A 14070-nucleotide genomic window follows, 5' to 3' on the forward strand; every position below is an offset into this window, starting at 1 on the left:
TCGTTACGCGAGGGCCCCGTCGCGGCGATCAAGCAAAGAAAACGTGGGCCGTTCGTAGGGACTCGACAAAGAATCACCCGGGGCGGCTGACCGGCATGACAGAGACCTTGGCTACATGACGGGGTTACTGTGCAGTCGGGGATCCCCCTGACCTGGGGCGCCATAAGGGTTCCCCAGGAGAACGGGCCTCGCCTCACACTCTGTGTGGGCAAGCTCACCACTGGGGAAGGGTCGAAAGGCCGTGTGGGCTGTCCCTAAACTCAGCTTGTTTCAAGGAGGGAGCCATCGTGCGCAAGGTGCTCATCGCCAACCGTGGCGAAATCGCTGTCCGCGTTGCTCGGGCCTGCCGGGACGCCGGGATCGCGAGCGTAGCCGTCTACGCCGATCCGGACCGGGACGCTCTGCACGTCCGCGCGGCCGACGAAGCGTTCGCATTGGGCGGTGACACCCCGGCCGCGAGCTACCTGGACATCTCCAAGGTCCTCCAGGCCGCCGCCGACTCCGGTGCGGACGCCATCCACCCCGGATACGGATTCCTGTCGGAGAACGCCGAATTCGCCCAGGCCGTCATCGACGCCGGCCTGACCTGGATCGGCCCGCCCCCACAGGCCATCCGCGACCTCGGCGACAAGGTCGCCGCCCGCCACATCGCGCTGCGCGCCGGCGCACCCCTGGTCGCCGGCACCCCCGACCCCGTCTCCGGGGCCGACGAGGTCGTCACGTTCGCCAAGGAACACGGCCTGCCCATCGCCATCAAGGCGGCCTTCGGCGGCGGCGGCCGCGGCCTCAAGGTCGCCCGCACCCTCGAAGAAGTACCCGAGCTCTACGACTCCGCCGTCCGCGAGGCCGTCGCAGCCTTCGGCCGCGGCGAATGCTTCGTCGAGCAGTACCTCGACAAGCCCCGCCACGTCGAAACCCAGTGCCTGGCCGACTCCCACGGCAACGTGGTCGTCGTCTCCACGCGTGACTGCTCGCTGCAGCGCCGCCACCAGAAGCTGGTCGAAGAGGCCCCCGCCCCGTACCTGAGCGAGGCCCAGAACGCCGAGCTGTACGCCGCGTCCAAGGCCATCCTGAAGGAAGCCGGCTACGTCGGCGCCGGCACCGTCGAGTTCCTCGTCTCCGCCGACGGCCTCATCTCCTTCCTCGAGGTCAACACCCGCCTCCAGGTCGAACACCCGGTCACCGAAGAAGTCGCCGGCATCGACCTGGTCCGCGAAATGTTCCGCATCGCCGACGGCGAGGAACTCGGCTACGGCGACCCCGTCCTGCGCGGCCACTCCATCGAGTTCCGCATCAACGGCGAAGACCCCGGCCGCGGCTTCCTGCCCGCCCCCGGCACCGTCACCAAGTTCAACGGCCCCTCCGGCCCCGGCGTCCGCCTCGACGCGGGCGTCGAGACCGGCTCCGTCATCGGCCCCGCCTGGGACTCCCTCCTCGCGAAGCTGATCATCACCGGCGCCACCCGCGAACAGGCCCTCCAGCGCGCCGCCCGCGCCCTCGCCGAGTTCGAGATCGAAGGCATGGCCACCGCCATCCCCTTCCACCGCGCCGTCGTCACCGACCCCGCGTTCGCACCCGCCGAGGGCCCCTTCACGGTCCACACCCGGTGGATCGAGACCGAGTTCGTCAACGAAATCCCCGCGTTCGTGGCCCCGGCCGTGGACGACATCGAGGACGAGCCGGGCCGCGAGACGGTGGTCGTCGAGGTCGGCGGCAAGCGCCTGGAGGTCTCCCTCCCCTCGTCCCTCGGCATGACCCTGGCCCGCACCGCCGCCGCAGGCGGCGCGAAGCCCAAGCGCCGCGCGGCCAAGAAGTCCGGTCCGGCCGCCTCCGGCGACACCCTCGCGTCCCCGATGCAGGGCACGATCGTCAAGGTCGCGGTCGAGGAAGGCCAGCGCGTCGAGGAAGGCGAGCTCATCGTCGTCCTCGAAGCCATGAAGATGGAACAGCCGCTCAACGCACACCGCTCCGGCACCATCGTCGGCCTCACCGCCGAAGTCGGCGCCTCCCTCACCTCCGGCGCCACCATCTGCGAGATCAAGGACTGATCCCGCGACAGCCGAGACACGAAGACGGCCCGTACGCCCCGGAAGGGGTGCACGGGCCGTCTTCGTCTTCGGTACCGGGCCAGAACGGCTAGAACTCCGAGGGGCTGGTGAAGTTGCACCGGATGTACGCGGTGTCGTTCTCTTCGAGCGCCAGGCAGTAGCCCAGCCGGTCGAGACGGTCGTACAGGGCGTGCGAGAACGCCGCCGTGTCCTCCGCGTGAGCGATCCGAATGGATGCCGGAACCATGGTGCGGGGCCAATCGCTCGTCGACCAGTCCACGATGAGCTGGGCGAAGAACTCGCCTTCCGACCGGAAGTGGCTGTAGAGCTGGAAGGAGCTCCGGGTCACCTCATGGGGCTCGCCGTAGAGCGCCGTCAGATCTGCCGTGAGGCGGAGCCACAACCCCTCGACATCGGTCTCCCAGAACGGTTCCGCCCCCGCGTCCCCGGCAGGGCCCGCCCCGGCGAACAGGTAGTACGTCTCCTTGTCGCTCACCCTGGACGTACCTCACTGCTCCGGCGGTCGGCGTCCGGATCCTCCCCGGCCGCATCGAAGGCCGACCCTACCCACCCGAAGGCCCACGACGGGCGGCAATATCCGCCGGGGCCGCGCTCCGGCCCCGCCGGCGTCCGAGGCGCGGGCGTCCGGGGGCAGAGCCCCCAGCAGCCCGCCCGCACGCGCTAACGGCGCCGCATGTCCGCGACCCGCGCCCGCTCGCCCGCCTGCTGCTCCAGCAGCGCCGCAGGCGCGCTGCGCAGCTGCGCGGACGGCCCGCCGCGCCTCTGCACCGGCAGCGGGGACTCCCGGCGCGGCCGGCGCCCCGGCATGCCGTCGCCGGCACCCCCGGAGGCCACGCCGCCACCGGCCACGGTGATCTGCACGCCCTGGTCGGCCAGCGCCTGCAACTCCGTGGCGGCCCGGTCGTCGTGCGGCGGTGGCTCGTCCGTCACCAGGCGGGTCATCACATCGGTCGGCACGGTCTGGAACATGGTGTCCGTGCCGAGCTTCGTGTGGTCCGCGAGGACGACGACCTCGGCCGCGGCCTGGACGAGGGCCCGGTCCACGCTCGCGCTGAGCATGTTGGACGTCGACAAGCCGCGCTCGGCGGTCAGGCCGCTGCCCGAGAGGAAGGCGCGGGAGACGCGGAGCCCCTGGAGGGACTGTTCGGCGCCGCTGCCCACGAGGGCGTAGTTGGAGCCGCGCAGGGTGCCGCCGGTCATGACGACCTCCACCCGGTTGGCATGGGCCAACGCCTGGGCGACCAGCAGCGAGTTGGTGACGACGGTCAGTCCGGGCACCCGGGCGAGCCGGCGGGCCAGCTCCTGGGTCGTGGTGCCCGCGCCGACGACCACGGCCTCTCCCTCTTCCACGAGGGAGGCCGCGACATCGGCGATGGCGGTCTTCTCCGCCGTCGCGAGATGGGACTTTTGCGGGAAGCCGGATTCACGGGTGAAACCGCCCGGCAGCACCGCACCGCCGTGCCGGCGGTCGAGGAGTCCTTCTGCCTCCAGTGCCCGCACGTCCCGCCGTACGGTCACTTCGGAGGTCTGGACGACGCGGGCGAGCTCCCGGAGCGACACTGCTCCGTTGGCCCGCACCATTTCGAGGATCAATTGGCGACGTTCTGCAGCGAACACGAAACTGACAGTAACCCCAACGACCGTCTACTTTCAGCTCCTTGCGCCGGAATACCGAAGTTGTCCATATGACGGGGCGACTAGTGGTATACGCGGTCCAAGACTTGGGTGAACGTCCGGCCACATCACTACGCCCCGCCCTCAAACCCCTTGCGGTATGCGGTGGTTGGAGGGGATCAGGCCTCGCCGTCCGTCTTCCGCGTGTGCAGCTGGCGGGCCACCTCCGCGATCGATCCCGACAGCGAGGGGTACACGGTGAACGCGTTTGCGATCTGCTCGACCGTCAGGTTGTTGTCGACCGCGATCGAGATCGGGTGGATCAGCTCGCTCGCACGCGGGGAAACGACCACACCGCCGACGACGATGCCGGTGCCCGGGCGGCAGAACATCTTCACGAAGCCGTCCCGGATGCCCTGCATCTTGGCGCGCGGGTTGCGCAGCAGCGGGAGCTTCACCACGCGGGCGTCGATCTTGCCGGCGTCCACGTCCGCCTGGGTGTAGCCGACGGTGGCGATCTCGGGGTCGGTGAAGACGTTCGAGGAGACGGTCTTGAGGTTCAGCGGGGCCACCGCGTCGCCGAGGAAGTGGTACATCGCGATGCGCCCCTGCATGGCGGCGACGGAGGCCAGCGCGAAGACGCCGGTGACGTCTCCGGCCGCGTACACGCCCGGCGAGGAGGTGCGGGACACCTTGTCGGTCCAGATGTGCCCGGAGTCCTTGAGCCGGACCCCGGACTCCTCCAGGTTCATGTCCTTGGTGTTCGGGATCGCGCCGACCGCCATCAGGCAGTGCGTACCGGTCAGCACCCGGCCGTCGGAGAGCGTGACCTCGACGCGGTCGCCCACCCGCTTGGCGGATTCGGCGCGCGAGCGCCCGACGACGTTCATGCCGCGGCGCCGGAAGACGTCCTCCAGTACGGCGGCCGCGTCGGGGTCCTCGCCCGGCAGCACGCGGTCGCGGGAGGAGACGAGCGTGACCCGCGAGCCGAGGGCCTGGTACGCGCCGGCGAACTCGGCGCCGGTCACACCCGAGCCGACGACGATGAGCTCCTCGGGGAGCTCCTCCAGGTCGTAGACCTGGGTCCAGTTCAGGATCCGCTCCCCGTCGGGCATCGCGTCGGGGATCTCGCGGGGGTGCCCGCCGGTCGCGATCAGCACGGCGTCGGCGGTCAGGATCGTCTCGGTGCCGTCGGCGGTGGTGACGATGACGTCCCGCGTGCCGTCGATGCCCTGCGGGCCGCCGAGCTTGCCGCGGCCGCGGACCACGCGGGCGCCGGCCCGGGTGACGGAGGCGGTGATGTCGTGGGACTGGGCGAGCGCGAGGCGCTTGACACGCCGGTTCACCTTGCCGAGGTCCACGCCGACGACGCGCGCGGCCTGCTCGATGTGCGGGGTGTCGTCCGCGACGACGATGCCGAGCTCCTCGTACGACGAGTCGAAGGTCGTCATGACCTCGGCAGTCGCGATGAGCGTCTTGGAGGGCACGCAGTCGGTCAGTACCGAAGCGCCGCCCAGACCGTCGCAGTCGACGACGGTCACCTCCGCGCCGAGCTGGGCCCCCACAAGGGCTGCCTCATACCCGCCGGGTCCGCCGCCGATGATCACGATCCGGGTCACGAAAAGTCCGCCTCACGTCTACCCGGCCGGCTGCCGCCCCGGCCGGTGTTCCGGGGGGTCTCCCCGGGGGATGCATTCCGTGCCCCATTGTCCCGCACGCATCAAGGTGCTTCGCGCCCGGTCCCGCCATCCGGGCACGCGTGGACCGACGCCCCTCCCGTACCCTCGGACTCATGTCGCTCTACGCCGCGTACGCCGGCAACCTCGACCCGCGGCTGATGACGCGCCGCGCCCCGCATTCGCCGCTGCGCGGCACGGGCTGGATCAACGATTGGCGGCTGACCTTCGGCGGCGAGCAGATGGGCTGGGAGGGCGCACTCGCCACGATCGTGGAAGCACCGCGCCACCAGGTCTTCGTCGCCCTGTACGACATCGCCCCGCTGGACGAGGACTCGCTGGACCGCTGGGAGGGCGTGGGCCTCGACATCTACCGCCGCATGCGCATCCGCGTCCACACGCTGGACGGCGAGGAGGCGGCCTGGTGCTACGTCCTCAACGGCTACGAGGGCGGTCTGCCCTCCGCCCGCTACTTGGGTGAGATCGCCGATGCGGCCGAGTCCGCGGGTGCCCCGCACGACTACGTGATGGAACTGCGCAAGCGGCCCTGCTGAGGTCCGGGGCGAAGCCCCGGCAACGGCGCCGCACGGTTCCCCGGCGCCCCGGGGACGATTCGGCGGAAACGACAAGGCAACGATCCGAACACCGTGAGCTGTGCCATCTACGCGCGTAGGCCAGGAGCGGCTACGCTCATCCGCGTGAACGCATCTGTTACCGACCCCTTCGCCGCCGCCGACGCCGCCGCCGCCCGCCTGCGCGAGCTCACCGGCGTCGAATCCCACGATGTCGCCCTCGTGATGGGCTCCGGCTGGGCCCCCGCCGCCGAGGCGCTGGGCGCGCCCGAGGCCGAGTTCTCCGTCACCGAGCTGCCCGGCTTCCCGCCGCCGGCCGTCGAGGGCCACGGCGGCAAGATCCGCTCGTACAAGATCGGCGACAAGCGCGCGCTGCTCTTCCTCGGCCGGACCCACTACTACGAGGGCCGCGGCGTCGCCGCCGTCGCCCACGGCGTGCGCACGGCCGTCGCGGCCGGCTGCAAGACGATCGTCCTGACCAACGGCTGTGGCGGTCTGCGCGAGGGCATGAAGCCCGGCCAGCCGGTCCTGATCAGCGACCACCTCAACCTGACGGCCACCTCGCCGATCGTCGGCGCGAACTTCGTGGACCTCACCGACCTGTACTCGCCGCGCCTGCGCGCGATGTGCAAGGACATCGACGAGACCCTCGAAGAGGGCGTCTACGTGCAGTTCCCCGGCCCGCACTACGAGACCCCGGCCGAGATCAACATGATCCGCGTCATGGGCGCCGACCTGGTCGGCATGTCCACCGTGCTGGAGGCCATCGCCGCCCGTGAGGCCGGCGCCGAGGTGCTCGGCATCTCCCTGGTCACCAACCTGGCGGCGGGCCTGTCCGGCGAGCCGCTGAACCACGAAGAGGTCCTCCAGGCGGGCCGCGACTCGGCCGCCCGCATGGGCACGCTGCTGACGCAGGTCCTCGCCCGCATCTGATCGACGTACGAGGCCACGAGAGGTAAGGCGGAAGCAGTGCAGGAACAGGCACAGGACGATCTGATCACCCGGGCCCAGGCCTGGCTGGCGGAGGACCCCGACGCGGAGACGGCGGCCGAGCTCGCCGCGCTCATCGAGGCCGGCGACACGACCGAGCTCGCGGACCGGTTCTCCGGCACCCTGCAGTTCGGCACGGCCGGACTGCGCGGTGAGATCGGCGCGGGCCCGATGCGGATGAACCGCTCCGTGGTCATCCGGGCCGCGGCGGGCCTCGCGGCCTACCTGAAGGCCCAGGGCCACGACGGTGGCCTGGTCGTCGTCGGCTACGACGCCCGCTACAAGTCCGAGGACTTCGCGCGCGACACGGCGGCCGTGATGACCGGCGCCGGGCTGCGCGCGGCCGTCCTGCCCCGACCGCTGCCGACGCCCGTCCTCGCGTACGCCATAAGGCACCTGGGCGCCGTCGCCGGCGTCGAGGTGACCGCGAGCCACAACCCGCCCCGGGACAACGGCTACAAGGTCTACCTCGGCGACGGCTCGCAGATCGTCTCCCCGGCGGACGCGGAGATCGCGGGGCACATCGCCCGCGTCACCACGCTCGACTCGGTCCCGCGTCCCAAGGACGGCTGGCTGCAGCTCGACGAAGAGGTCCTGGAGGCCTACCTGGCCCGCACGGACTCCGTCCTGACCCCCGGGTCCCCGCGCGGAGTGCGGACCGTCTACACGGCCATGCACGGCGTCGGCAAGGAGGTCGTGATGGCGGCCTTCGCCCGGGCCGGCTTCCCGACGCCGGTCCTGGTCGCGGAGCAGGCGGAGCCGGACCCGGCCTTCCCCACGGTCGCCTTCCCCAACCCGGAGGAGCCGGGCGCGATGGACCTGTCCTTCGCGAAGGCCGCCGAGGTGAACCCGGACATCGTGATCGCCAACGACCCGGACGCGGACCGCTGCGCGGTGGCGGTTCCCGACAACGGCGGCTGGCGGATGCTGCGCGGCGACGAGGTCGGCGCGCTGCTGGCGGCGCACCTGGTCCACAAGGGCGCGCAGGGCACGTTCGCGGAGTCCATCGTCTCGTCCAGCCTGCTCGGCCGGATCGCGGAGGCGGCGGGCCTGCCGTACGAGGAGACCCTCACGGGCTTCAAGTGGATCTCCCGCGTGGAGGGCCTGCGCTACGGGTACGAGGAGGCGCTCGGCTACTGCGTGGACCCCGACGGCGTCCGGGACAAGGACGGCATCACCGCCGCGCTGCTGGTCGCCGAACTCGCCTCGGAGCTCAAGGAGCAGGGCCGCACCCTGACCGACCTGCTGGACGACCTGGCGATGGCCCACGGGCTGCACGCCACGGACCAGCTGTCGGTCCGCGTCTCGGACCTGTCGGTCATCGCCTCGGCGATGGCGGCGCTGCGCGCGGAGCCGCCGACGTCCCTGGCGGGGCTGCGGGTGGTCTCGGCGGAGGACCTCGCGGTCGGCTCGGCCGCGCTCCCGCCGACGGACGGCCTGCGCTACTACCTCGACGGCGACTACAAGGCCCGGGTGATCGTCCGCCCGTCGGGCACGGAGCCGAAGCTGAAGTGCTACCTGGAGGTGGTGGTCCCGGTCCCCGAGGCCTCCGACCTCGCCTCGTCCCGCGCGCGGGGCCAGGAGATCCTGGACGCCATCAAAAAGGACCTGGCCGCAGCCGCCGGCATCTGACGCGGCCCCCGTATGCACGGCCCCTCGGCCCCCTGAGCCCATGGCTCGGGGGGCCGTTGGCGTATGGGGGGGGTGCGGTACGGGGCTTGGGGCGCGGGCCCGCCATCTCCCCCTCGACCCCCGGGCGCGGTCGGCGGCTGCCCACCCGCCCCCGGGTGCGGGCCCGGGGGACGGGTTCACGCGGGGGCGGAACTCCTCCCCCTGCGGGCGCCGCTCGCGGCGGTGGGGGCGAGGGCGGACTGTCCTGTCGGCGGGGTCGGGGGTTGGCGGGACCTGCACTGACCGGAATCAGAGAAGGCTTGGGGGTTTCCCGTCAGTCTCATCGTCCTTCCGCGTCGTGACGGCCTGTCAAGGGCGCTCCTCCTTCGTCGTCGCGTCGCTTCGCGATGGCCTTCGGCCACCCTTGACAGACCGCCCCGCCCCGGAAAAACGAAGACTGCCGGGAAACCCCCAAAAGAACGGGCCGGGAGGAGAAAGGAAAAGGGCGGGGCAGTCAGGGACGTCCGACCCTGCTCCGGTAGGGGGCGGGCGCGAGCCCGGGCCCTACCAGGCCGCTCACCGAACCGGGCAGACGGCCAGCCATCGCCAAACAGCGACCACAAGCACCCCAGCCCCCGACAGGCGCCACCAATCGCTACGCGCTCCTCCACGACAGCGACTGCAGCAGTCTTGGGCTGGTCATAGACGCGTCAGATCGCTACGCGCTTCTCGATGACGGCGTCTGACCGCCGTCCGGGGCGGGAACGACCCCAAATGACGGTCATATCGAGCTGTGCTGCGGTCAGGCGAAGGACCCGACGAAAACAGCCATCCATTTGCCCCAATTGACATGTTTTGCGCGTGGGTTTGTGGTGACGTCTTCGTCCTGACGTGAATCCAGCTCGGCTGGGCCGACGAACGGCCCCTCCAGGCCTCCCGTCAGCCTTTTTCGCCCCTCATCAGCCCCAGACGGCCGCCAGTCGCCGTCGTCGAGGAGCACGTAGCGATCCGTGGCGGCTTATGACCAGCCACAGACCGTCGCAGACGCCGTCATTGAGAAGCGCGTAGCGATTTGAGGCGCCTACTGCCCCCCCGATGGGCTTGTGGTCGCTGTTCGGCGATGGCTGGCCGCCTGACCAGTCCCGATGGAGGCCCGGGAGGGCCCGGGCTCGGGCGCGCCTCCTACCGAAGCGGGGTCGGACCTTCCTGACCGCCCCGCCCCTTTCCTTTGTCCCCCGGCCCGTTCTTTTGGGGGTTTCCCGGCAGTCTTCGTTTTTCCGTGGCGGGACGGTCTGTCAAGGGTTGAGCGCAGCGAAATCGCGAAGCGACGCGACGAAGGAGCGCCCTTGACAGGCCGTCACGACACGGAAGGACGATGAGACTGACGGGAAATCCCCAACCCTTCTCTGATTCCGCCTGGCCGAGGTCCGGTTTCCCGGTCCGGCCGGCTGTTCCCGTCCTCCCCTGTGTAGCCCCCTGCCCCGGTGCGCCCGACGGGTTCAGGCGCGCGCCGCGCCGTGGGACGGCGTACCGGCGGGCCCGCGCCCGGGGGCGGGTGGGCAGCCGCCGACCGCGCCCGGGGGTCGAGGGGGAGATAGCGGGCCCGCGCCACAAGCCACGTACACCCCGCCCCCCATCAGCGCGGCGTAGCCCCCGGCGTGGCGGTCGGGCGGACGAGTTCGCCCAGGGTCGGGACCGACTCCGGGCGGGAGCGGACCGCCTCCGTGCACTCCCACGCCCGCGGCGGATCCGCGTCCGGCCCACCCAGCGTCACCGGCCCCGGCCCCGCCGAGATCTCCTCGTGGCCCGCGAACGTGCACACCAGCTGGGACAGCGCCACCGGCGGCAGGTCCTCCGGCTTGCGGCTCAGCCGTACCGTGCCCGCCGGGTCCCCCGGCCTCGGCGGGGTGGCCGTCAGTTCCGCCGGGACCCCGGTCGTGAAGCCGGCGTCCCGTTCCTGCGCGGACGGCGGCTTCGCCATCGCCTCCAGCAGCGCCTGCGCGACGAGGGCCACGGGGTCCTTCAGGGCCCCCCGCTTCTCCGGCACCGGGACCACCCGTTCCACGCCGACCAGCTGCGATCCGCAGACCAGTTCCACCGTGGCCCGGAAGCCCTGTACCCCGCCCTGCGCGCTCTGCTGCGCCGGCGTGTCGCACGAGACCCGCGACGGGGCCGCGCCGACGTCCACCGGCACGGTCGTCGCCCGGATCCCGCACCCCGTCGTGGCTGCGGCGAGGAGCAGCGCCGTGACGGCCACCGGCAGAGCCCGGAGAGACCTACGCATCCTGCTCACCCGAGAGCACCTTCCCCACGTCCACGGGAAGTCGCAGCGTGAACAGCGCCCCGCCCCCGGCCCCGTTGGCGGCGGTGATGTCGCCGCCGTGAATGTGCGCGTTCTCCATGGCGATGGACAGGCCGAGCCCGCTGCCGTCCGACTTCGGCCGGGACGCGCTCGCCTTGTAGAAGCGGTCGAAGACGTGCGGCAGGACGTCCTCCGGGATGCCCGGACCGTTGTCCTGGACCGCGATCACCAGCCACTCCCCCTCCACGGACATCGACACCCGCACCGGCGAGCCGCCGTGCTTGAGCGCGTTGCCGATCAGGTTGGCGAGGATCACGTCGAGGCGGCGCGGGTCGAGCCGCGCCACGATGTCGCGTTCGGCGTCGAGGTCGACCGCGTCGAGCCAGGCCCGTGCGTCGATGCAGGCCGTGACCTGGTCGGCGACGTTGACGTCGTCCAGCACCAGCTTCGCCGTTCCCGCGTCGAAGCGGGTGACCTCCATCAGGTTCTCCACCAGGTCGTTGAGGCGGCGCGTCTCGCTGACGACCAGCGCCACCGCCGGCGCGATCATCGGATCGAGGGTCTCGACCTCTTCCTCCAGCACCTCGGCCACCGCCGTCAACGCGGTCAGCGGCGTGCGCAGTTCGTGGGACATGTCCGCGACGAAGCGCCGGCTCGACTCCTCCCGCGCGCTCATGTCGGCGACCTTCTTCTCCAGCGCCTCGGCCGTCTTGTTGAAGGTGCGGGAGAGGTCGGCGAGTTCGTCCGTGCCCCGTACGTCGAGCCGGTGGTCCAGCTCGCCCTCGCCGAGCCGCCGCGCCGCGTCGCCGAGCCGCTGTACGGGCTTGAGCACGGTACGGGCCGCGGCCTGTGCGAGCAGCGCCGAGCCGAGCAGGGCGAGGCCGGTCGCGATCGTCAGGGACCAGGCGAGCGCGTTGAGGTCGTCCCGCTCCTGGGCGAGCGACTTGTACATGTAGCCGGTCGGCCCGCCGCCCACGATGCGCGTCCCGCCGACCAGGTACGGGTTGCCCTGCGGCTTCGTGCGCTGCCAGTACATGTGGTACTCGGAGTCGTTCGCGGCGGTGGTCTTCTGACGGTCGTTCACCGCGTGCTGGAGCGACTTCGGTACGTCGGCCAGTCCGAAGGCGTCGGGGCCGGCCGTGCCGATCACCTCGCGCCCGTCCTTGGTCTCGTGCACCAGGAGCACGCTGTAGCCGGGGCTGCTGCCGGCCATCAGCTCCGCGGTGCGCTGCAGTTCGTCCGCCGTGGGGTCGGCGGGCAGTGCGGCGGCACGGTTCTGCATCTCCTGCCGGAAGTCGCCGAGGGCGGCGTCCTGGGTGCGGGTGAGGACCGCCTCGCGGTTGAGCCAGTACGCGATCCCGGAGGCGGAGACCGCGGCCGTCAGCGCGACCAGCGCGAAGACGATGAGGAGCCGCAGCCGCAGGCTGGTCCAGCGCCGGCCCGCGAGCAGCGCGCGGATCACTGCGGGGAGTCCAGGCGGTAGCCGACGCCCCGGACGGTACGGATCAGGGTGGGCGAGGACGGCACGTCCTCGACCTTGGCGCGCAGCCGCTGCACGCAGGCGTCGACGAGCCGCGAGTCGCCGAGGTAGTCGTGCTCCCAGACGAGGCGGAGCAGCTGCTGGCGCGACAGTGCCTGGCCGGGCCGCCGGCTCAGTTCCAGGAGCAGCCGCAGTTCGGTCGGGGTGAGCTGGAGGTCCTCGCCGTTCTTCGTCACCGTCATGGCGGCGCGGTCGATGACGAGGGAGCCGAAGCTCGCCGAGTCGCTGGACTCGCGCTCGCCGCGGCGCAGCACGGCCCGGATGCGGGCGTCGAGGACCCGGCCCTGGACGGGCTTGACGACGTAGTCGTCGGCTCCGGACTCCAGCCCGACGACCACGTCGATGTCGTCGCTGCGCGCGGTGAGCAGGATGATCGGCAGCTGGTCGGTGCGCCGGATCCGCCGGCACACCTCGAAGCCGTCGATCCCGGGCAGCATGACGTCCAGCACGATCAGATCCGGCCGCTGCTCGCGCAGCAGTTTCAGGCCGTCCTCGCCCGTCGCCGCGGTGGCCACACGGTGGCCCTGGCGAGACAGGGAGAGTTCGAGGGCCGTGCGGATGGCGTCGTCGTCCTCGATCAGCAACAGGAAAGGCACGGGCTCATTCTGTCCCATCGGCCGTCGGGAGTTCGACCGTCGGGAGAACGCGATCTCACGAAGACCCCCCGGGCCTCGCCGACAGGCCGCCCGGAGGCCGCTGTGACAGGGCTGTGACAGTCGACGGACACCCCGGTTAAGTCGGCGGGGCAGTCTTCTACCAACGCACAACGGACCGAAGCAGACACTCCACGACGGGGGGCGCGAGATGAACACGCTGCACAGCACCACCACCAGCGCGGTTGTCACGCGGCTGCACGATGTGAACCGCCGGGTGGGTGTCCGTACGGTGACGGCCACCCGTCCCCGGCCGGCGCACGTCGTAGCCATTGACGCTCAGAAGTACCAGGCGGTTCCCGCACAGCGCACCCCGTCCTCGGAGTCCGAGGCCGAGTTCACGGCGTACGTCCAGGAGCGGCGGGCCGCCCTGTACGCGACGGCCTTCCACCTCACCGGCGACCGCCACGAGGCCGAGGACCTGCTGCAGAGCGCGCTGTTCTCCACGTACCGCGCCTGGGACCGGATCAGCGACAAGGCGGCCGTCGGCGGTTACCTGCGGCGGACCATGACGAACCTGCACATCAGCGCGTGGCGTCGGCGGAAGCTGAACGAGTACCCGACGGAGGAGCTGCCGGAGACGGCCTCCGACACGGACGCGATGCGCGGTACGGAACTGCGTGCGGTGCTGTGGCAGGCGCTGGCCCGGATCCCGGAGCCGCAGCGCACGATGCTGGTGCTGCGCTACTACGAGGGCCGCACGGACCCGGAGATCGCGGAGATCCTCGGGATCAGCGTCGGCACGGTGAAGTCCAGCATCTGGCGCTCGCTGCGGCGCCTGCGCGAGGACGAGGCGCTGAGCTTCGGCGCCGACGAGGCGGAGTCCTTCGAGGAGCTCGTCGCCTGACCAAGACCAACGGCCGGGGGGCCGTCCTGCGGGGGTGGGACGGTGGCCATGGGGGGAAAGCGCGGGATCGGTCGGCCGGGGGTCCGACTGATCCCGCGCTTTCATGTGTGCGCGGGCCGTCGTCTGTGGGCTGGGCCGTCACGGTCATTGTCTCGAGCCGTACGGGGGACTCCCCCGGCGGCCTGTCCGGTTCCCG

12 protein-coding genes are annotated in these 14070 nt (G+C 71.3%); 5 read left to right on the forward strand and 7 right to left on the reverse strand.

The window, feature by feature from the left end; all coding sequences use genetic code 11:
* The first annotated feature begins 287 nt into the window (after positions 1–287).
* The gene (locus OG625_RS14415; protein WP_329380219.1) at positions 288–2048 is read left to right on the forward strand and encodes an acetyl/propionyl/methylcrotonyl-CoA carboxylase subunit alpha; all 1761 of its coding nucleotides are present in this window, start codon (positions 288–290) and stop codon (positions 2046–2048) included.
* Positions 2049–2136: 88 nt separating this feature from the next.
* Here the strand turns inward: OG625_RS14415 and OG625_RS14420 are convergent, their stop codons facing one another.
* The 3 genes from OG625_RS14420 to OG625_RS14430 form a co-directional block, all read right to left on the reverse strand.
* The gene (locus OG625_RS14420; RefSeq protein WP_329380222.1) at positions 2137–2544 is read right to left on the reverse strand and encodes a hypothetical protein; all 408 of its coding nucleotides are present in this window, start codon (positions 2542–2544) and stop codon (positions 2137–2139) included.
* 185 nt (positions 2545–2729) lie between these two features.
* The gene (locus tag OG625_RS14425) at positions 2730–3686 is read right to left on the reverse strand and encodes a DeoR/GlpR family DNA-binding transcription regulator (protein ID WP_329380225.1); all 957 of its coding nucleotides are present in this window, start codon (positions 3684–3686) and stop codon (positions 2730–2732) included.
* Between the two features lie 176 nt (positions 3687–3862).
* The gene (locus OG625_RS14430; RefSeq protein WP_329380228.1) at positions 3863–5302 is read right to left on the reverse strand and encodes an NAD(P)H-quinone dehydrogenase; all 1440 of its coding nucleotides are present in this window, start codon (positions 5300–5302) and stop codon (positions 3863–3865) included.
* 173 nt (positions 5303–5475) lie between these two features.
* Here OG625_RS14430 and OG625_RS14435 point away from each other — a divergent pair, with 173 nt between their 5' ends.
* From OG625_RS14435 to OG625_RS14445, 3 genes are all read left to right on the forward strand, one after another.
* The gene (locus OG625_RS14435; protein ID WP_329380231.1) at positions 5476–5913 is read left to right on the forward strand and encodes a gamma-glutamylcyclotransferase; all 438 of its coding nucleotides are present in this window, start codon (positions 5476–5478) and stop codon (positions 5911–5913) included.
* Between the two features lie 144 nt (positions 5914–6057).
* Complete coding sequence (locus tag OG625_RS14440) at positions 6058–6864, forward strand: purine-nucleoside phosphorylase (protein ID WP_329380233.1); 807 nt, start codon at positions 6058–6060, stop codon at positions 6862–6864.
* A 36-nt stretch (positions 6865–6900) separates the two neighbouring features.
* Positions 6901–8553: a phospho-sugar mutase gene (locus OG625_RS14445; RefSeq protein WP_329380236.1), complete on the forward strand. Its 1653-nt coding sequence runs from the start codon at positions 6901–6903 to the stop codon at positions 8551–8553.
* 781 nt (positions 8554–9334) lie between these two features.
* Here OG625_RS14445 and OG625_RS14450 read toward each other — a convergent pair.
* From OG625_RS14450 to afsQ1, 4 genes are all read right to left on the reverse strand, one after another.
* Positions 9335–9532 carry a hypothetical protein gene (locus OG625_RS14450; protein WP_329380239.1) on the reverse strand — a complete coding sequence of 66 codons (198 nt, stop codon included), beginning with the start codon at positions 9530–9532 and terminating at the stop codon, positions 9335–9337.
* A 636-nt stretch (positions 9533–10168) separates the two neighbouring features.
* Positions 10169–10816, reverse strand: coding sequence for a hypothetical protein (locus OG625_RS14455; protein ID WP_329380242.1), 648 nt, complete (start codon positions 10814–10816; stop codon positions 10169–10171).
* The gene (locus OG625_RS14460) at positions 10809–12296 is read right to left on the reverse strand and encodes a HAMP domain-containing sensor histidine kinase (RefSeq protein WP_329380245.1); all 1488 of its coding nucleotides are present in this window, start codon (positions 12294–12296) and stop codon (positions 10809–10811) included. Before OG625_RS14460 ends, OG625_RS14455 begins: the two co-directional genes overlap by 8 nt.
* Positions 12293–12970, reverse strand: coding sequence for a two-component system response regulator AfsQ1 (gene afsQ1, locus OG625_RS14465; protein WP_063754818.1), 678 nt, complete (start codon positions 12968–12970; stop codon positions 12293–12295). The genes OG625_RS14460 and afsQ1 overlap by 4 nt, the downstream gene beginning before the upstream one ends.
* Before the next feature lie 208 nt (positions 12971–13178).
* Here afsQ1 and OG625_RS14470 point away from each other — a divergent pair, with 208 nt between their 5' ends.
* Positions 13179–13874, forward strand: coding sequence for a SigE family RNA polymerase sigma factor (locus tag OG625_RS14470; protein ID WP_329380248.1), 696 nt, complete (start codon positions 13179–13181; stop codon positions 13872–13874).
* Positions 13875–14070: the final 196 nt, after the last annotated feature.

The sequence above is a fragment of the Streptomyces sp. NBC_01351 genome, assembly GCF_036237315.1.
Classification (GTDB): Bacteria; Actinomycetota; Actinomycetes; order Streptomycetales; family Streptomycetaceae; genus Streptomyces.

Coding starts and splice junctions, on each gene's coding strand:
- OG625_RS14455 (WP_329380242.1), bottom strand. CDS start 10,816: ATGCGTAGGTCTCTCCGGGCTCTGCCGGTGGCCGTCACGGCGCTGCTC.
- OG625_RS14435 (WP_329380231.1), top strand. CDS start 5,476: ATGTCGCTCTACGCCGCGTACGCCGGCAACCTCGACCCGCGGCTGATG.
- OG625_RS14470 (WP_329380248.1), top strand. CDS start 13,179: ATGAACACGCTGCACAGCACCACCACCAGCGCGGTTGTCACGCGGCTG.